The organism is Pontiella sp. (assembly GCF_041622395.1).
Lineage (GTDB): Bacteria > Verrucomicrobiota > Kiritimatiellia > Kiritimatiellales > Pontiellaceae > Pontiella.
The window spans coordinates 13,544-31,440 of sequence record NZ_JBFJYW010000005.1 but is presented as its reverse complement, the minus strand read 5'-3'; the positions used below and the strand labels follow the sequence as shown (position 1 = coordinate 31,440).

The window sequence follows — 17,897 nt, the reverse complement described above, 5'->3', positions numbered from 1 at the left end:
TGCCGAGCGCGCGTTGCGCGACGCCTTCGCAGGTGTCGGTGCCCGTGAGTTTCAGGAGCTCCTCGTATTGGCGCATGCCATCCGCGCCGCGTTGGCCGACGTCGGCGGCCAGGCCGAGGCTGAAGAGGTAGCCGAAGGTGTAGGGGAAGTTGTAGAAGGAGACGCCCGTGATGTAGAAGTGCATCTTCGAGGCCCAGAACATGGGGTCGAGGCTCTCCGGATCCAGCGCGTCCCCATAGCATTGACGCTGCGCCTGGAGCATCAGTTCCTTGAGGCGCGACACCGAAACCTCGCCCTGCTGCCGCTCGGTATAGAACGCCTTTTCGAACACGAAGCGCATGTGGATGTTGCACAGGAACACGGCGGCGTCGTTCAGGCGGGTGGTGAGCACCTGCAGTTTTTCGGCTTTGGAGGCGGCGGGGTTTTCCAGCAGTTCGTTCTGCAGGATCCGCTCGGCGAAGGTGGAGGCGGTCTCGGCCAGCGTCATCGGGAAGCGCGCGGCCATGGGGCGTTTGTCCTTCATCACAAAGTTGTGGAAGGCGTGGCCGAGTTCGTGGGCGAGGGTGGAGATGTCGCCGAGTCCGCCGCCATAGTTCATGAATACGCGCGACTCGCGGTTTTTAAGCGTGCCGGAACAGTAGGCGCCGGGGCGCTTGCCCGTTCGCTGCTCGGATTCCACCCGGTTGTTCGCGATCATCGATTCGGCGAATTCACCGAGGGCCGGATAGCGCGCGTTGAAGGCGCTCAGCACCAGATCGACGCCCTCGTCCCAGCTGCATTTTTTCTCCGCGCCCTGGGGCAACGGGCAACTGAGATCTTCGAATCCCAAGGCGGGCTTGCCCAGCAGTTCCGCTTTTTTCTTCAGGTAGGACCAGGCAACCGTCCGGTTCACCTCCACCGCGCCCCACATGGCGTCGAGCGTTTCGGCCGACACCGCCGCATCGTGTAGCGGCTTTTCCAGAAAGCCGTCGTAGCCGCGCTTGCCATACAGCGTCAGCCGCGTTCCGGCAATGGCGTTCAGCGCCGCGGCGGTCACATAGGAAACCTCGTCCCAGGCCGCGTTGGAATTTTCCAGCACGGCTTTGCGCACGGCGGCATCGGGGCTTTCCAGCAGGGAGACTTTCATGGACATCGGCGTCGGTTGGTCCGCGCCGGGCAGATCGAAGCGGAGGCGTCCGCTCGTCTCGCTGTAGAGCCGCCCCCAGGCGGACATGCCGTCCACGCCCAGTTCGGCGGTCAACACTTCCTGTTCGGGCGACATGGTCTTGATGGCGTTCTGCCGCATGCGCAGCAAGAAGAAGCCGGCCCCCTCAAGCTCCGGCCGCCGGAGCAGTGCATCGAAGGTGGCATCGTCCACGGCCTTCAGGGCGTCCACGATGGTGGCGAGCGATTTTGAATAGATCGCACCGAACTTGGAGATTTGCGCTTCGGCCTGCTTATACGCCTCGTTGCCCACCTCCGCGGACGCCAGGCAACCCACATAGGAGGCGACGTGGGAGAAGTCGCCCATGATTTTTTCGTTCAGCAGAAAGAGTTCAACCCAGGCATCGAGGTTATCCGTTGCCATGCGTCCGGCGGCTTTGGAGTCGGTCTCCAGCTGCTCCATGCTCCGTTGCAGTTCCTGCAGGTGCGTTTGGTAGGCTGCTCCGCCGAATTCGGGGAAGTACGACGTCATATCCCAATTTTTGCTCCAAGCCATGATCGATGTCCTTTTTTTGAAATGATTAATGGGGAAGATTGATACTCCTTCGGGAAACGCGCCGCAATGTCTTCGGGCCGGAAAGTGGAAATTCGCACTCGGCGCCAACCCGGGGTGGACGGGGCGATCCGCTTTTTGATAGGTTGTTTCGCACTATGGAACGACCTGAAAACCAAACGCTGCTCGTGACTTCTTCCCCGAGCCCGTACCACCGCTTCGTCTGGGATAAACAGAACAAGAAACTGGATATTCCCGCAGGATGGGACTGCCTAAAGCCCGGCGATGCCGCCGTCACGAAAACCCTCAAAAGCCTCGGTCCCACCTGGACCGCCACCCGCAAGAAGGGGCGGAAAATCTTTTCCGACGGCGTCTGGGCGTCCGCCGAAAAGATCGCCGAGGCCAAACGCATCGTCGCCGAAAAACGCGCCGACCCCGGTTATGCCAAAAAGCGCGAAGCCGACCTGAAGCGCCGCGAAACGAAGCAGGCCGAATATGAAATCAGCTTTAATGAGGCCGTGTTGAAGTGGCTCGATTTCCATCCGCGCTATCAGTCCGAAGCGGAAACGATGGCGAAGCGGATTTGCGAACACGCCGTGCCCGTCGGCAGCGGCACCGTCGCCCGCACCGAGCGCATCCCGATCGAGGAGCGCGCGGCCGCCGCCGTCATCGCCTGGATGCGGCACCAAACCACCGCCTACGACAGCATGCGCATCCCGCTCGTCAAGGGGCGCCGCCGCGAGGTCCGCCGCGAACTGGCCGCGCAGTCCAAAAAGATTCTCGCGGGGTATCGCCGCGGCACCGACGTTGATCGCGACCTATGCCCGCTGGCCCGGGCGTTGCGGTGCCATTCAACGACGTAGCACGGACCGCTGCGCCGTCTAAAGGAGGACCAGGATGGAAGACAACGTTTGGCTTCGGCTACGCCGGGTTGGGAAGGAACAATGAAAACACGCTGCGCATGGTTGACAACGGATCCGCTCTATCTGGAATACCACGATGAAGAGTGGGGGGTGCCGGAGCACGATGACCGAAAGCTCTATGAAAAAATCGTGCTCGAAGGCGCGCAGGCCGGACTGAGCTGGATCACGATTCTTAAACGGCGCGAAAACTATCGCAGGGCATTCGACCATTTCGAGATCGAAAAGGTCGCGGCGTATACCGAGCAGGACGTCGAACGGCTGGTGAAGGACGCGGGGATCATCCGCAACCGAAGCAAGATCAAGTCGGCCATCAACAATGCCCGGCGGGTTCTCGAAGTTCGGGAACAACACGGTTCGCTCGATGCCTTCCTTTGGTCGTTCGTCGGCGGGCGGCCGATTTTCAACCGGTGGGAATCCATGAAGCAGGTCCCGGCAACAACGCCGGAATCGGACGCGATGGCAAAGGCGTTGAAGAAGGCAGGCTTCACCTTCGTGGGCTCCACCACCTGCTATGCGTTGATGCAGGCGATGGGCATGGTGAACGACCATACGATCGATTGTTTCCGGCACGCGGAATTAAACGGCGCGGAGGAATAGGCTATGTCGGTATCGAATGAGTTTCTCGAATATGTGCTCGATCAATTTTCGAGCTGGGGTGATGTGTCGGTGCGGAAAATGTTCGGGGGTGCCGGGTTGTATCGCCAAGGAAAAATGTTTGGGCTGGTGGCCAACGATGTCGTCTATCTGAAGGTGGATGCGACCAATCGGGCAAAGTATGAAGCCGCCGGGTCGGCACCGTTCAAGCCCTGGGAAGACAAGCCGATGACCATGTCGTTCTGGGAACTGCCGGCCGATGTCTTTGAGCAACCGGAGGAATTGATCGCGTGGGCGGAGGAGTCGCTGGCGATTCAGTTGAAGGGGAAATAAAAAACCCCGCGATGTTGGATCGCGGGGTTTCGACGGTGCGCAAGCGTTTGCTTTCCGGCGAACGGCCGGGCGCCCGTGCTACTTTTGCAGGATGCGGAGCATCCGGCGCAGCGGTTCGGCCGCGCCCCAGAGGAGCTGGTCGCCACAGGTGAAGGCGGCCACGTATTCCGGCCCCATCTTCATTTTGCGGATGCGGCCGACCGGCACGGTCAGCGTTCCGGAAACGGCGGCGGGAGTCAGACGCGCAAGCGTATCTTGCTTGTTGTTGTCGACCACATCCACCCACTCGTTGTCGTTGCGCAGGATTTCCATGATCTCCTCGACTGGGATGTCCTTTTTCAGCTTGATGGTCAGCGCCTGGCTATGGCAGCGCATGGCGCCGATCCGCACGCAGAGCCCGTCGATCGGGATCAGCGGATCGTTCTGCAGAATCTTGTTGGTCTCGGCGTAGCCCTTCCACTCTTCCTTGGTCTGGCCCTCGTCCACCGGCTTGTCGATCCACGGAATCAGCGATCCCGCCAGCGGTGCGCCGAACTGCTCGGTCGGAAAATCTTCCGCGCCGAATTGCGCCGTTACCTTGCGGTCGATGTCGAGAATGGCCGACGATGGGGTGGCCAGCTCTTCCGAAACGCACCGGTTGAGCGAGCCCATCTGGTTGAGCAGCTCGCGCATGTTCTGGGCGCCCGCGCCGGAGGCGGCCTGGTAGGTCATCGAAGAGACCCATTCCACCAGCCCGGCCTTGAAGAGACCGCCGATCGCCATCAGCATCAGGCTCACGGTGCAGTTGCCGCCGATGAAATCCTTCTTGCCGTCGGCCAGCGCTTTTTCAATCACCGGGTTGTTGACCGGGTCGAGAATGATGACCGCGTCGCCGGCCATGCGCAGCGTGGAGGCGGCATCGATCCAGTAGCCGTCCCAGCCCTTGGCACGCAGCGCGGGATGAACCTGGGTGGTATAGTCGCCGCCCTGGCAGGTGATGATCACGTCCATCGCCATCAGCGCGTCGAGGTCGAACGCATCGAGCAGCACCGATTCGCCCTTGCCGACGTTCGGCGCGGCCTGTCCCGCCTGCGAGGTGGTGAAGAAGACGGGGTCGATGCCTTCAAAATCGTTTTCCGCGCGCATGCGGTCCATCAGCACCGAGCCGACCATGCCGCGCCATCCAATAAGTCCGGTTTTCATAATGACTTGCTCCATCGTTGTTTCAAAGGCGTGGGAAGGTATTTGATTTGCATTGCGAAGGCAAGCCGCTATTGTCCGCGCCTTTTGCACAATGAACGCGGAAGGAAACAGGTAAAATGTGGGTATGGATGGGGTTGGTTTCGATGGTGTTACTGGGGGTCTACGACCTCTGCAAGAAGCAGTCGCTGAATCATAACGCGGTTTTACCTACCCTGTTTTTCTCGAATTCCGCCAGCGTGCTGCTGGTGCTTCCGATGGTTCTGTTGTCGCGGTTCGCCCCGCACGCGTTGGAGGGTTCGCTGTTTTACGTCGCCCCGATGCCGTTGGGCTGGCACGGCTATATCGCCATCAAATCGCTGATCGTCGGCACCTCGTGGACCTGCGCCTATTTTGCGCTGAAACATTTGCCGATCTCGATCGTGTCGCCGATCCGCGCATCGGGGCCCGTCTGGACGCTGATCGGGGCCATCCTGATTTTCCACGAACAACCGTCGCCGATGCAGTGGACCGGGATGGGCTTGATCTTCGGCTGCTATTTTTTGTTTTCGCTGCTCGGGCGCGAGGAGGGCATCCTCTTTCTGCGCGACAAATGGGTGGGCTTGATCTTCTTCGCCACGTTTATCGGTACCTGCAGCACGCTTTACGACAAATGGCTGCTGCATGAGGTCGGCCTGTCGGCGGTGCAGGTGCTGGCGTGGTATTTCATCTATCTCGCCGTTTTCTTCACCGCGCTCAACGGGCTGCTCTGGTGGCCGAACCGCAAAAAAACGACGCCGTTCCAGTGGCGCTGGACCATTCCGCTGATCGGCACCTTCCTGCTGATCGCCGACTTCGTCTATTTCATCGGCGTGTCCGAACCCGATGCATTGATCGTGATCATGTCGGTGTTGCGGCGCTGCAGCGTGCTGATTTCATTCACGGCCGGCGCGCTCCTGTTCAAGGAGCGCAACAAGCGCAAGAAGGGCTGGGTCCTGCTCGGCATTCTGATCGGCGCCATGCTGATCGTGCTGGCCGGATAGCCGTCAGCAGAAATCCTGCTCGGTGCGGGCGATGATTTCGTCCTGCAAAACCTTGTCGAGGTTGTTGAAGTGGTCGCTGTATCCGGCGACGCGCACGATCAGGTCGGAATATTCCTCCGGATGCTTCTGCGCATCGAGCAGGGTTTGGCGGTCGACCACGTTGAACTGGATATGGTGTCCGTCCATCCGGAAATAGGCGCGCACCAAGGCACTCATGTTGTCGATCCCGCGCTCCCCGGCCATCACCTGCGGGGTGAACTTCTGGTTCAGCAGCGTGCCGCCCGTGTCGAGGTGGCCCATCTTGGCCGCCGACTGGATGACCGCCGTCGGGCCTTTGCGGTCCGCGCCTTTGGAGGGCGAGATGCCCTCGGGCAGCGGCAGGCGCGCTTTGCGTCCGCACGGCGTGGCGCCGATCACGGAGCCGAAGTAGACGTGGCAGGTCGTCGGCAGCATGTTGATGGCATACTTCCCGCCCTTCATGCAGGGCCGGCCGGCGACTTCGTCGTGGAACGCGTCGAAGACGGCGCGCATCACGGTGTCGGCCTCATCGTCGTCGTTGCCGTACTTCGGCGACTGGTTGTAGAGCTTGTTGTGGAGATCGGCGTGTCCTTCGAAATTGTCGTCCAGCGCCTTGAGCAGTTCGTCCATCGAAACGTTCTGCTCCTCGTAGACCTGCTTGCGGATGGCGCAGAGGCTGTCGGTCATGGTGCCGATGCCGACACCCTGGATATACATCGTGTTGTAGCGCGCGCCGCCCGCGTTGTAGTCCATCCCGTTCGAGATGCAGTCGGAAATGATGGTGGAGAGGAAGGGAACCGGCATCTGCTCCGCATAGAGCCTTTCGATGGTGTTGTTGCCCGCCACCTTGATTTCGATGAAGTGGTGCATTTGCTTTTTGAAGGCGTCCATCAATTCATCGTAGGTGGAGAACGGCGCTTCGATGCCGAGCTTCTTCCCGGTCATGGGATCAATGCCGTTGTTCAGGGTGATCTCCAGCACCTTGGGCAGGTTGAAATAGCCCGTCAGGATGTACGATTCCTTGCCGAAAGCGCCCGTTTCAACGCAGCCGCTGGTGCCGCCGCAGCGCGCATCTTCGAGGGTTTTTCCCATGCGCAGCATTTCCTCGACCACCGCGTCGGCGTTGAAGAACGCGGGTTGGCCCCAGCCCTTGCGGACGATCTTGGCGGTACGCTTGATGAATTCGTCCGGATTCTTGCGGCTGACCTGCACGTTGGAGCTGGGCTGCAGCAGGCGCATTTCGTCGATCACGTCCAGCACCAGCCAGGTCACTTCGTTGACGCCGTCTTCGCCGTCGACGGTCAGGCCGCCGCTGTTGATGTTGGCGAAGTCGGTATAGGTGCCGCTCTCCTTGAGGGTAATGCCGACCTTCGGCGGGGCGGGGTGGTTGTTGAACTTCACCCACAGGCACTGCAGCAGTTCCTTGGCCTTTTCTTCGTCGAGCGATCCTTCGGCGACCCCTTCGCGGTAGAACGGGATCAGGTGCTGGTCGAGGCGGCCGGGGTTGAAGGAATCCCAGTTGTTCATTTCGGTAATCACGCCGACGTGGACGAACCAGTACATCTGCAACGCTTCGTGGAAGGTGCGCGGCTTTTCGGCGGGCACGCGGCGGCAAACCTTGGCGATGGTTTCGAGCTCCGCTTTGCGGACGGAATCGGTTTCGTGCGCTGCCATTGCTTCGGCGAGCTCGGCATAGCGGCGGCCGAGGGTGATGATCGCCTCGGACGTAATCATCATGGCTTCGAGCTCGGCTTTCCGGGCCGGATCGTCCCCGATGGCATTCATGGAATCGAGGATGTCCTGCTGGAAGTCGCGGAATCCCTTGCGGTAGATCTTGTCGTCGGCCACCGTATGGCCGGGGCCGCGCTGCTCCATGAATTCGGTGAAGATTCCGGCTTGGTAGCAGTCGCGCCACTCGTCGGTCATGGAGGAGACGATCTGGTTGCGCAGGGCGCGCTCTTTCCAGAAGGGAATGACCACGGTTTCGTGGAACTCGCGGGCTTCGGGCGACACCTTGAACGAAATCTTTTCGCGGCGGTTCATGATGTCGAGGTCTTCCATCGTATGGCAGCAAAGCTCCGGGAAGGTCGGCGTGGCGCCGGCGCATTCGCCGCGTTCGCCCACGATCAGCTCGCCGTCGGCGATGGCGATCTTCTTCTCCGACATGATTTTTTCGAAGACGCGGGCGCGCAGGACGGGAATCGGCAGGGTGTCGCCATATTGGCGATACACCTCGGTTTCGAGGCGGGCGCGTTCCGGCGAGATGTGCGGGATGGCTTCAAGGCTGTTTTTTCGTAAATTGGCTACACGTTCGTTCATTCTTCATTCTCCAAGGATGGTCGTGAAAGAAAACTTGCCGAGAACGGCCCGTATTTCAAGCATTTGATTAGGTAAAGGAATACTGAAATCCCTTCCTGCGTTATCATATATCCGTTTGTTTCGCTTGCTGACCCCCAAGGCGTGGTAGGGCAGCAGCTGGAGCCGCTGGACGCCGCAGGCCTCGAGCACCGCTCCGGTTTGCTTGATCGTTTCCGGCGCATCGTTGACCCCGGGGATGATCGGTTGGCGGACGAGGACGTCGCTGCCTTGGGCGCACAGCGCCTTGAGGTTTTCGATGATCAGTTCGTTGGGGACTTCCGTGTACTTTTCGTGCAGGGCGGAATCCGGATGTTTGAAGTCGAACAGGAAAAGGTCGGTGTGGGCGGCGGCCTGGAGTATCGTCCCGGTTTCCGCGAAGCCGCAGGTGTCGAGCGCGGTATGGAGCCCGAACGCTTTGCAACGCCGCAGGATCTCGATCGCGAATTCGGGCTGCGCCAACGGTTCGCCGCCGGAGAGGGTGATGCCCCCGCCGGATTCTTCGTAGAACACGCGGTCGCGCGCCAGCCGGCCGGCAACGGCTTTCGCCGTCATGGTTTCCCCGGAGATGACCAGGGCGTTCGCGGGGCAAGCGGCCGTGCAGATTCCGCAATGGGTGCAGGTTTGCGATATCCGGATCTTTTCGCCCACCAGAGTGATGGCCTTCTCGGGGCAAAGCGGAACGCAGGTGCCGCATCCGGTGCAGCGGTCTTTGGTGTAGAGCAGTTCCGGCGTTTCCAGAAAGCTTTCGGGATTGTGGCACCAGCGGCAGCGCAGCGGGCAGCCCTTCAAGAACGCGGTCGTGCGGATGCCCGGTCCATCGTGCAATGAAAAACGCTGGATGTTGAAAACGGTACCTTCGATGGTGTTGTGTGCTGTGTCGTTCATAGGAGCCACTATTTGCCGACATACGGCTTTGTTGGGCAAGGTAAATATGTGATGTTCCCCCGATTGATTGAGCAGAGGCCTCAGGGAAAGAAATTGTGAAAGTCGTTTTGAAACATGCGGGACGGTGGCTCCGTTTCAGCAATCCGGAAAAGGTGTTGCGGGCGGAGCGCATCGATCAGGTGGTGCCGATGCTGCGCGCGGCGGAGAATTCCGGACTGTTCGCCGCCGGATTCCTCTCCTACGAAGCGGCGCCCGCCTTCGATGCCGCCCTGACGACGCACGCTGCGGACGGCTTCCCGCTCCTCTGCATCGGTCTGTTCCAAGCGCCCGATGTTTTGGACGACATCGCGGAGCCGCCGGCCGCCCATTTCGAAATCGGCGAACTCAAACCCTCCGTCACCAAACCGGAATTCTGCGCGGCGATCGGCGAGATCAAAGCGCGCATTGCCGAGGGCGCAACCTATCAGGTGAACTATACCTACCGGCTCAACGCCGGGTTTTCCGGCGACCCCTGGGCCTTCTTTTACGAGCTGGTGAAAGGCCAGAAAACGGAATATGCCGCCTTCGTCGAGACCGATGACTTTTCGATCTGCTCCGCCTCGCCCGAGCTGTTTTTCAGCTTCAACCACGGGCGGATTCTTGCGCGTCCGATGAAAGGCACCGCGCGGCGCGGTCTGACCTTCGCCGACGACTGGAACCAGGCCGAAGCCTTGCGCGCGTCGGAAAAGGACCGCGCCGAAAATATCATGATCGTCGACATGATCCGCAACGACATCGGTCGCGTCGCCGAACCGGGCAGCGTCGAAACCCTCAGCACGTTCGATGTCGAAAAATATCCCACCGTCTGGCAGATGACCTCCACCGTGAAGGGGGAGCTCGCGCAAAGCCGCAAAGCCGCAAAGAATCCTGAAAACCTACTTGGCGGCTTGGCGGCTTGGCGCGATGAAAGATCGGTTGGTTTGGTTGAGGTGATGGAGGCGTTGTTCCCGTGTGCGTCGATCACGGGCGCGCCGAAAGCCAAGACGATGCAGATCATCGCGGAGCTCGAAACCTCGCCGCGCAAAATCTACACCGGTGCCATCGGCTTCATCTCGCCGCGGGGCGAGGCCTGCTTCAATGTCGCCATCCGCACGGCGCTGATCCAAAACGGTTCGTTGGAGTTCGGCGTCGGCGGCGGAATCGTCTGGGATTCCGATGCCGGGTCGGAATACGAGGAAACGCTCACCAAGGCGCGGGTGCTGACCCAGCCGCGTCCGGAATTCCGGTTGCTCGAAACCATGCTGTGGGCGCCGGACGCCGGCATCTTCCTGCTCGACGAGCACCTGCAGCGCCTGGCCAAATCGGCGGCTTACTTCGACATTCCGCTCGAATTGCACGGCCTGCTCTCGGTGCTCGAGGAAAAAACCCACACGTTTAAACGTGTGATAATGCGGCTCCGGTTGCTGGTCTCCCGCGACGGGGCCATCGAGGTGCAGGCGTTTGCGATGGAGGGAGGGGCGTGCTTTCCGGGCGCGCCGCGGACGGCCCGGGGGGCCGTCGCTCCCGTTCGCATGGCCATCGCCAAGAGGCCGGTCAATTCCCAAGATGTTTTCCTCTACCACAAAACCACGCACCGAGCGGTCTACGAAACCGCCAAGGCGGACTTCCCCGACCATGACGACGTAATCCTCTGGAATGAAAAGGGCGAGGTGACGGAGAGCACCATCGCGAACGTGGTGGTGCGCATAGGCGACCGAATGATTACGCCGCCCGTGGCGTGCGGCTTGCTGCCGGGCACCTTCCGGGCGCATCTGCTGAAAGCGGGCGAGATCGAAGAGGGAATCGTGACCCTCGACGACCTGCGGGCCGCGGAGGAGATCTATCTGATCAACTCCGTGCGCGGTTGGCAATGGGGCCGTTTGGCGTAGATGCGACGTTTTGTCGGGGAGTGGAACCCGGCTGCGAAAACGGCGCGGAGCAGCGTTCTACGTAGCACGGTGCTCTGCGCCGTGTTTTCACCCGTGTGCGAATTCGCCTATTGCACGTGCTTTTGCAGCCACTGCTCCTCTTCGTAGAGCAGGTGGAGAATGCTTTCCTTCGCCCGGTAGTCGTGGCTTTCCTTGGGCAACAGCACCAGCCGAACCGTGGCGCCGAGCCCCTTGAGCGCGTTGAAGTAGCGCTCGCTCTGCATCGGATAGGTGCCCGAGTTGTTGTCGGCCTCGCCATGGATCAGCAGCAACGGGGTTTTCATTTCGTCGGCGTGCATGAAAGGCGACATCGCGTTGTAAACCTCCGGCGCTTCCCAATAGTCGCGCTCCTCGCGCTGGAAGCCAAAGGGGGTCAGCGTGCGGTTGTATGCGCCGCTGCGCGCAATCCCCGCCGCGAACAGGTCGGAGTGGGTCAGCAGGTTGGCGACCATGAACGCGCCATAGCTGTGGCCGCCCACGGCCACCTTGCTGCGGTCGATGTAACCCAGCGCGTCCACCGCGTCGATCGCGGCCTTCGCGTTCGCGACGAGTTGCGTGCGGAACGTGTCGTTCGGCTCGTCCTCGCCCTCGCCGACGATCGGGAAGGCGGCGTTGTCGAGCACGACGTATCCCTTGGCCACCCAGAAGATGGGCGACCCGTAGTGGAGGTAGGTGAACCGGTTGGGATTGGACGTGATTTGCCCGGCGCTGGACATGTCTTTGTATTCCCTGGGGTAGGCCCAGAGGAGCATCGGGGCTTTTTGCGCCGCGTCTTTGTCGCAGTCGGCGGGCAGGTAGAGCGTCCCCGAAAGGGGCAGGCCGTCGTCGCGGGTATAGTTGATGACCTCCTTGTGTACCGTCCGCAGGCTTTCATATGGATTCTCGAACGAGGTGATCCGCTCGACCGTGTTGTCGGCGAGATGGCGGAAACAATAGTTGGGGTAGTCGGTCGGCGACTCCTCGCGGGTCAGCAACCGGTTCCGGTCGGCGTCGAACTGGATCAGGTTTTCGAGGCGGTTGGTGTAGGCCGATTGATAGAGCCGCTCGCGCGTGCCCGATTCCAGATCAAGCGCGTCGAGGAAGGGGAACTGGCCCTCTTCCGTGTAGCCCGCGCCGAGCAGGTAGAGGCGGTTTCCCTGGCGGACCAGCAAGCGCTCGCCCCGTTCGGTGCGTTTGGTCACGAACTGTCCGGGATCGCCATACTTGTCTTCCGAGTTGTGGTCGAACAGGAGGGTCGGTTCGTTTTCCGGCGCGGCCGGATCGAAGAGGTAGGTCTTTTCGTTTCGCGTGTTCCACCACGTGTCGGTGCACAGGGCCGTGTGGTCGTCGCCCCAGACGAGCCCGCGGAAACGGTTCCGGGTTTTGAGCAGGGCGACCGGCGCGCCGGTGAAGGGCGCCTCGAGCTGTTTCACCTCGTCTCGGAATTCCACCTCGTTATCCGGGTCGCCTCCGTCGAGCGCCTCGACGAACACCAGCGTGGCCGGCCGATCGCTCCGCCAGTCCATGTTCCGGCGGCCTTTGCGGGTGGCCATGAAGCCCTTCGGCAGATCCTCGATCAGGGGAACCTCCATCACGGTGGCCACCGGTGCCGCGTCTTTCGTGTACACCGTGGTGACCGACGGGAAGCGGCTGTAGGGAACCAGATAGGAGAAGGGCTCCGCGATCGTGGTCACCAACACGTAGGCGCCGTCGGGCGAGAAATCGATTCCCCGATACATCGCGCCGCCCATCCAGCGCTCGCTCGAACCATCCAGCCGGATCTTGTGGATTTCCGAGGTGGCCAACAGCTTGAAGTTATGCTGGTCGACCTTGTTTTGCAGCAGGTCCTGATAGGTGCGGTTGCGGGCCTTCTTCCCGTCGGCCACCGAGATGGTCGGCCCCGAAGGCACGGCCAGTTTCTGGTCGATCAGCGCCGCTCTTTGGGCGGGAAGCATTTTAACCAGCAGGGCTTCGCCATCCTTGAACCAGTTGATCGCATCGCCGAGGTTGGCGTTGACGCGCGCCTCCGTCAGCCGCCGTGCGGTGGCGGTGGCCAGATCGAGAATCCAGACCTCCACTCCGGAGGCGGTCGTGTGCGTGAACGCCATCTTCGTTTGGTCGGGCGACCAGATAAGGTTGCTCAGTTTCGGGGCGGGGGGCAGGCCCGCAACCTGGCGCGGTTCGCTGCCGGCGTCGTTGAGATGCCGCACCTTCAAGTTGGTGTAATAGGTCGTCCGGCTTCCGATGTTGGCCTGCGGGTCGATCCGAAGTCCGCCGAGCCGCAGCTCCTGTTGCGAGAGCTCCTCGATGGTTTTGTAGGCGTCGCGATAGAGCAACACCATGCTTTCCAACGCGCGATCCATCTGAACGCTCGGCGCCCGCGGCACATCGACCAGCTTCAGGATTTCGGCGGAAGGCTTGCGGTAGCCCGTGTTTTCCTGTGCACGGGCGCTCGGGAGGGCGACGAGCAAGCAGAGAGTGGGAAGGATAAACTTTTTCATGATCGGTTTCCGTTTGGGGTGAGAGCTGTAAATGGAGGCCGCATGCTAGTTTTATTCCGCGCACGAAATCCACTTAAAAAACGAGAAGGGTAACGTCGCGGATTTGACCGCCGCCCTAAAGAAGTGGTCCGGGATTTTTAGAGCACGGGCTAAGTTGGATTTGCCGCAGGAGTCCAAAAATGAGAAGGATAGCGGCATGAAACAGTACAAAAGAAAACTGACGGCGGAGTTCATGGCCATGGCGGCGCATGAGGTTTTGAAGGGCATGGAGACGGTGATTTTCGGGGGAGCAGCATGAACGTTTTTAAATCGTACACGAATAAGTCGGTTCCCGTTCTCTTGGTGTTGCTATGCGCGTTGCGGGTTGCCGGGGCTTCTGCCGAATCCGGACTGAGCGTTTCGCCGGCGGTTGCCGTTCGCTACTCGACCGAGGCGGGCAGGTACTACCAACTGCAGACCAGAGTCGGGGGGAAGTGGGAAAATGTCGGATTCGCCGTGCGGGGAACGGGGGAGGTTGTTGACGGGCTCTATCCGTCCGGCGAGTACCGGGTGGTGCCCCGTTCGAAGGGGTGGGTAATGGTTTGGGCCGATGAATTCGACGGGGATGGATTGGATTTCACCAAATGGGAGAAGGAGGAGAACAACTACGGCGGGGGAAACAACGAGCGACAGGCCTACCGGACGGATCCCAAGTATTGCTTTGTGAAGGAAGGCCTTCTGCACCTTGCGGTCTACCGGGATCCGCACACCACGTGCGACGGCAAGACGCAACCCTACTCCTCGGCCCGAATCCGGACGCAGAAACGGGGCGAGTGGACGTATGGTCGCTTCGAGGTCCGCGCCAAGATGCCTGCGGGGCAGGGCATCTGGCCCGCGGTTTGGATGTTGCCAACCGAGTCGCCGTACGGCGGCTGGGCGGCGTCGGGCGAAATCGACATTCTGGAGTCCCGCGGCAGCGCCATCCATGAGACGACGGGCGCGATTCATTTCGGCGGGGCCTGGCCGGGCAACACCTACCTCGCCCATAGCTACACCTTCCCCGGTAAAAATGCGGCGGAGGCCTTCCATCTTTACGCCCTCGAGTGGGGCCCCGACAAGATCGAGTGGTTCGTTGACGGGAAACTTTGCCAGACGCGCACGGCCGATGAATGGGTTTCGGCGGCAGCGCCGGATAATCCGCGCGCGCCGTTTGATCAGCCGTTTCATCTGATCGTCAACGTGGCCGTTGATGGCCGGTTCTTCGGGAAAACGGGCCAACGCGCCGATTTGCTCCCCCCGGACGCCTTCCCGCAGATCCTGGCGGTCGATTATATCCGCGTATACAAGTGGGCGGAGTGAGCGGCCGATGTCGCGGCGGGGGGGCTGGATTTAGATTTTGATGTTGAGGCGGGGGAGGTAGAGGCGTTGGCGATCGGTTTCGCCGGGGAGCAGGTTTTGTTTGCGCCAGGGGAGTTCGGTGCGGTCGTTGGCGGGGGTGTCGCGGATCTGCAGCGCGGTTCCGGCGCAGACCTTGTGCTTGCCGAAGCGCGCGTTGATTCCGTCGATGGTTTGGGAGAGCCGCTCGAAGCGCTCGATCTTCAGCCGATCCTCGAACAGGTCGAACTGGGTGTCTTCCGCCGACTCCAGACGGGTGAGCCAAATCTGGGTGGTGCGGTAGTCATGGCCGGGGCGGAATGTTTTTTCGAACAGCTCGCGTACCATCGGCAGCACTTCCTGCGTGGAGTCGGTGGCGCGGTTGAGCCGTGCGCCGAGGCCGAGCTGGTTGTAGTCCTTGAAGCGCAGCGAAACGTGGATCTCCCGGGTGCGTTGCCGGTGGCGGCGGAGCTTGATGAAGGCCGATTCGACGTTGCGCACCAGCTTGGCATAGACGAATTCCTTGTCGGCCGACGGGGTGGTGAAGGTTTTGCCTTTGCCGAGGGAGACGTTGGCGGGTTTCGGGTTGGGCGTGACGGGCAGGAGGTTGACGCCGCGCAGCTCGTGCCAGATTTCGAGGCCGGGTTTGCCCAAGAGTTTCTGCGCCCACTTTTCGGGGCGCAGGACGAAGTCGTAGGCGGTCTGCAGGCCGTGTTTGCGCAGGAGCGCGACGGTGCTGGGGCCGAAGCCCCAGACTTCGTTGAGCGGAATGCGCTGGAGGAAGAGGTGGATGTGACGTCCCTGCACGGCGGTGATGCCGTTCGGCTTGCGGTAGTCGGAGGCGATTTTGCTAAGCCCCTTCGAAAGGCTGAGGCCGACGGAGACGGTCAGGTCGAGTTCCTTGCAGATGCTTTCCTGGATCTTGAGGGCGATGTCCCGGTAGGACAGGTGGTGGAGGCGGCGCAGTCCGGTGAGGTCGGCGAAGCCTTCGTCGATCGAATATTCCTCCACGACGGGCGTGAAGCGCCGCATGATCTCGAACATGCGTTTGGAATAGATGCTGTAGCTTTCGTAGTCGCTCGGCAGAACCACGAGTTCGGGGCAGATCTTGCGCGCCTCCCACAGGCCGATGCCGCGCTTGATGCCGAGCGCCTTGGCCTCGTAGCTGGCGCAGGCGATAATGCCGCGCTCCTTGCCGCTGACGACCGGGCGCCCCTTGAGCTGCGGGTGCATCGACTGTTCGACGGAGGTGAAGAAGGCATCGCCGTCCACATGCAGGATGGCCTGCGGAAAGGAGGCGTTTATGATGGGGTGTTGTGCGTCCACGAATCGGTGCCCTCGAAGGTGCTGCCCGCCGATGACGCGGATGAACGCCGATTGTTCTGAAAAATTATTTCATCTGCGTTCAGCTGCGGGATCTGCGGGAGAACGTTATTGTTGTGGTTTCTTTTTGGTGTTTACGATGCGCTCGTATTCGAGTTTCGGGAAGTGACCGAAGTTCACGAGCAGGCCGACTTCGATGTCTGTTGCATTCAGGTAGTTGAGCAGTTGCGGCCGATGATCGTCGCAAAGTTCTCTAACCGCTTTGATTTCAACGACGATGTTTTCGAAGCATATGAAGTCTGGTTCGTAAGTGTGTTTGAGGGGGCGGCCTTTGTAGTTGAGTTTTAATGGTGTTTGAGAGCGAAACGGAATGTTCTGGAAGCCAAGTTCGAGTTCAAGGCATTCCTGATAGACCGGTTCCAGAAATCCGCACCCTTTTTCGTTGTAAACCTCAAAGCATGCTCCGAGGATTTTGTAGGTTTCATCCTTGTGTTTGAACTGTTCCATTACCTGCTCCTTCCTGGTGCTGCCCGCCGATGACGCGGATGAACGCAGATTGTTCTGAAGATTTATTTCATCTGCGATCATCTGCGTGATCTGCGGGAGGATGTTTTTGTTGTGGTTTCTTTTTGGTGTTTACAATGCGCTCGTATTCGAGTTTCGGGATTACCTGCTCCTTCCTGGTGCTGCCCGCCGATGACGCGGATGAACGCCGATTGTTCTGAAAAATTATTTCATCTGCGTTCAGCTGCGGGATCTGCGGGCTCATATTAACCAAAGAGCCGGCGGGCCGGGGATTTGCCGGGGCGGCGGCGCATGTAGTTGACCGTGAGGGGGAGGGACTGGAACGGGATCGTTCGGAAGCCTTGCTCGGGTTCGCGGTATTCCTTGGCCGACGCCTTCGTCCGGCGGTCCCCGAAGTAGGCTTCGAGGCATCCGCCGAGGGAGTTGTAGCTGGGTTGATGGTTTCTCATGGCTTGTTTTTCCTGTTATGCCCGCCGATCACCGGATTCGCGCAGCGGGGCGTTCATTGCCGCTTCCTGCCACAGCTCCGGCGTCGATCTGCTTTATCTGCGGGCTCATTTTTCTTACTTGTCGTATTTGCGGACGACGGCCTTGACGATGCCGCCGATGGAGAGGGAGCGCTCGGGGCGCATGCGGGTATAGTTTGCGTTGGCGGGGTCGAGGTAGACCCCGGTTGCATCCTTGCCGAAATATTTGAGCGTCCATTCGCCGTCGATCTGGGCGACGACGATGTCGTTTTGTTTCGGGACGCCGCCTTTTTCGACCAGCACGAGGTCGCCGGGCTGGATGCCCGCCTCGATCATCGATTCGCCGCTGACGGTCAGCAGGTAGGTCGCCTCCGGACGGCGGACGAGATATTGGTCGAGATTGATGGTATCGACGAGTTCCTCCTCGGCGGGCGAGGGGAAGCCGGCCTGCACGGAGCCGAGCAACTTGGTGGCGGCGGTGATCTTGGCGGTGAGGGTCAGGCGGCCGTTGGTGCTTTTGTCGAGGTAGCCGAGCTCGAGCAGTTTGTTGACGGGGCCGTAAACGGCGTTCTTGGAGCGGTAGCCGAACAGCTCCGCCATCTCGGCATAGCTCGGCGCCCGCCCCTCCGCTTCGTGGAACGAGCGGAGCTGGTTGATCTTTTCCGATAAGTCGATTTTGCGAGGCATGGATTTCTCCTGTTGTTGGGAATATTGATAACTGAACGAACGTACAGTATCAAGGATTTTGTTTGGGGAGAGGGATGGCCGCAGGCGAACCGGGCGGAAAAATCGCGT

General features: G+C 60.6%; 15 protein-coding genes. 6 read left to right on the top strand and 9 right to left on the bottom strand.

Annotation, left to right across the window (positions count from 1 at the left end):
• Positions 1 to 1,699, bottom strand: a 1,699-nt coding sequence (locus tag ABYO54_RS00805; protein WP_372805955.1) for a M3 family oligoendopeptidase, incomplete at its 3' end; no start/stop codon positions are given.
• Between the two features lie 155 nt (positions 1,700 to 1,854).
• On the opposite strand from ABYO54_RS00805, the gene ABYO54_RS00800 reads away from it, so the two are divergent.
• From ABYO54_RS00800 to ABYO54_RS00790, 3 genes are all read left to right on the top strand, one after another.
• A complete protein-coding gene (locus tag ABYO54_RS00800) occupies positions 1,855 to 2,559 on the top strand; it encodes a DUF2293 domain-containing protein (RefSeq protein ID WP_372805953.1) in 705 nt (234 codons plus the stop codon).
• A gap of 81 nt (positions 2,560 to 2,640) precedes the next feature.
• The gene (locus ABYO54_RS00795; RefSeq protein WP_372805951.1) at positions 2,641 to 3,216 is read left to right on the top strand and encodes a DNA-3-methyladenine glycosylase I; all 576 of its coding nucleotides are present in this window, start codon (positions 2,641 to 2,643) and stop codon (positions 3,214 to 3,216) included.
• Between the two features lie 3 nt (positions 3,217 to 3,219).
• Positions 3,220 to 3,546 (top strand): TfoX/Sxy family protein, encoded by a 327-nt coding sequence (locus tag ABYO54_RS00790; protein WP_372805949.1) that lies wholly within the window; start codon positions 3,220 to 3,222, stop codon positions 3,544 to 3,546.
• A gap of 78 nt (positions 3,547 to 3,624) precedes the next feature.
• On the opposite strand, the gene asd is transcribed toward ABYO54_RS00790, so the two are convergent.
• Positions 3,625 to 4,728, bottom strand: a complete 1,104-nt coding sequence (asd, locus tag ABYO54_RS00785) for an aspartate-semialdehyde dehydrogenase (RefSeq protein ID WP_372805947.1) — start codon at positions 4,726 to 4,728, stop codon at positions 3,625 to 3,627.
• Between the two features lie 116 nt (positions 4,729 to 4,844).
• Here asd and ABYO54_RS00780 point away from each other — a divergent pair, with 116 nt between their 5' ends.
• Positions 4,845 to 5,747 carry an EamA family transporter gene (locus ABYO54_RS00780; RefSeq protein ID WP_372805946.1) on the top strand — a complete coding sequence of 301 codons (903 nt, stop codon included), beginning with the start codon at positions 4,845 to 4,847 and terminating at the stop codon, positions 5,745 to 5,747.
• Positions 5,748 to 5,750: 3 nt separating this feature from the next.
• On the opposite strand, the gene hypD is transcribed toward ABYO54_RS00780, so the two are convergent.
• Both hypD and ABYO54_RS00770 read right to left on the bottom strand, forming a co-directional pair.
• A complete protein-coding gene (gene hypD, locus ABYO54_RS00775) occupies positions 5,751 to 8,084 on the bottom strand; it encodes a trans-4-hydroxy-L-proline dehydratase (protein ID WP_372805944.1) in 2,334 nt (777 codons plus the stop codon).
• 3 nt (positions 8,085 to 8,087) lie between these two features.
• Positions 8,088 to 9,008 (bottom strand): glycyl-radical enzyme activating protein, encoded by a 921-nt coding sequence (locus ABYO54_RS00770; protein ID WP_372805942.1) that lies wholly within the window; start codon positions 9,006 to 9,008, stop codon positions 8,088 to 8,090.
• A 95-nt stretch (positions 9,009 to 9,103) separates the two neighbouring features.
• Here ABYO54_RS00770 and ABYO54_RS00765 point away from each other — a divergent pair, with 95 nt between their 5' ends.
• Positions 9,104 to 10,915 (top strand): chorismate-binding protein, encoded by a 1,812-nt coding sequence (locus ABYO54_RS00765; protein WP_372805940.1) that lies wholly within the window; start codon positions 9,104 to 9,106, stop codon positions 10,913 to 10,915.
• A 107-nt stretch (positions 10,916 to 11,022) separates the two neighbouring features.
• Here the strand turns inward: ABYO54_RS00765 and ABYO54_RS00760 are convergent, their stop codons facing one another.
• Positions 11,023 to 13,434 carry a prolyl oligopeptidase family serine peptidase gene (locus tag ABYO54_RS00760; RefSeq protein ID WP_372805939.1) on the bottom strand — a complete coding sequence of 804 codons (2,412 nt, stop codon included), beginning with the start codon at positions 13,432 to 13,434 and terminating at the stop codon, positions 11,023 to 11,025.
• A gap of 294 nt (positions 13,435 to 13,728) precedes the next feature.
• On the opposite strand from ABYO54_RS00760, the gene ABYO54_RS00755 reads away from it, so the two are divergent.
• The gene (locus ABYO54_RS00755) at positions 13,729 to 14,772 is read left to right on the top strand and encodes a glycoside hydrolase family 16 protein (RefSeq protein ID WP_372805937.1); all 1,044 of its coding nucleotides are present in this window, start codon (positions 13,729 to 13,731) and stop codon (positions 14,770 to 14,772) included.
• 30 nt (positions 14,773 to 14,802) lie between these two features.
• Here the strand turns inward: ABYO54_RS00755 and ABYO54_RS00750 are convergent, their stop codons facing one another.
• The 4 genes from ABYO54_RS00750 to lexA all read right to left on the bottom strand — a co-directional run bounded on the left by ABYO54_RS00750 (position 14,803) and on the right by lexA (position 17,789).
• Positions 14,803 to 16,113, bottom strand: a complete 1,311-nt coding sequence (locus ABYO54_RS00750; RefSeq protein WP_372805935.1) for a DNA polymerase IV — start codon at positions 16,111 to 16,113, stop codon at positions 14,803 to 14,805.
• Between the two features lie 105 nt (positions 16,114 to 16,218).
• Positions 16,219 to 16,617 (bottom strand): GxxExxY protein, encoded by a 399-nt coding sequence (locus ABYO54_RS00745; RefSeq protein ID WP_372805933.1) that lies wholly within the window; start codon positions 16,615 to 16,617, stop codon positions 16,219 to 16,221.
• 263 nt (positions 16,618 to 16,880) lie between these two features.
• A complete protein-coding gene (locus ABYO54_RS00740; protein ID WP_372805931.1) occupies positions 16,881 to 17,084 on the bottom strand; it encodes a hypothetical protein in 204 nt (67 codons plus the stop codon).
• A 114-nt stretch (positions 17,085 to 17,198) separates the two neighbouring features.
• Complete coding sequence (lexA, locus tag ABYO54_RS00735) at positions 17,199 to 17,789, bottom strand: transcriptional repressor LexA (RefSeq protein ID WP_372805929.1); 591 nt, start codon at positions 17,787 to 17,789, stop codon at positions 17,199 to 17,201.
• Between the last annotated feature and the right edge of the window lie 108 nt (positions 17,790 to 17,897).

What these genes read in the sequence shown, in the direction of transcription:
- hypD (WP_372805944.1), bottom strand. Translation starts at nt 8,084, where the DNA reads ATGAACGAACGTGTAGCCAATTTACGAAAAAACAGCCTTGAAGCCATC.
- ABYO54_RS00780 (WP_372805946.1), top strand. Translation starts at nt 4,845, where the DNA reads ATGTGGGTATGGATGGGGTTGGTTTCGATGGTGTTACTGGGGGTCTAC.
- ABYO54_RS00740 (WP_372805931.1), bottom strand. Translation starts at nt 17,084, where the DNA reads ATGAGAAACCATCAACCCAGCTACAACTCCCTCGGCGGATGCCTCGAA.
- ABYO54_RS00800 (WP_372805953.1), top strand. Translation starts at nt 1,855, where the DNA reads ATGGAACGACCTGAAAACCAAACGCTGCTCGTGACTTCTTCCCCGAGC.
- lexA (WP_372805929.1), bottom strand. Translation starts at nt 17,789, where the DNA reads ATGCCTCGCAAAATCGACTTATCGGAAAAGATCAACCAGCTCCGCTCG.
- ABYO54_RS00760 (WP_372805939.1), bottom strand. Translation starts at nt 13,434, where the DNA reads ATGAAAAAGTTTATCCTTCCCACTCTCTGCTTGCTCGTCGCCCTCCCG.
- ABYO54_RS00795 (WP_372805951.1), top strand. Translation starts at nt 2,641, where the DNA reads ATGAAAACACGCTGCGCATGGTTGACAACGGATCCGCTCTATCTGGAA.
- ABYO54_RS00745 (WP_372805933.1), bottom strand. Translation starts at nt 16,617, where the DNA reads ATGGAACAGTTCAAACACAAGGATGAAACCTACAAAATCCTCGGAGCA.
- ABYO54_RS00755 (WP_372805937.1), top strand. Translation starts at nt 13,729, where the DNA reads ATGAACGTTTTTAAATCGTACACGAATAAGTCGGTTCCCGTTCTCTTG.
- ABYO54_RS00790 (WP_372805949.1), top strand. Translation starts at nt 3,220, where the DNA reads ATGTCGGTATCGAATGAGTTTCTCGAATATGTGCTCGATCAATTTTCG.
- ABYO54_RS00770 (WP_372805942.1), bottom strand. Translation starts at nt 9,008, where the DNA reads ATGAACGACACAGCACACAACACCATCGAAGGTACCGTTTTCAACATC.
- asd (WP_372805947.1), bottom strand. Translation starts at nt 4,728, where the DNA reads ATGAAAACCGGACTTATTGGATGGCGCGGCATGGTCGGCTCGGTGCTG.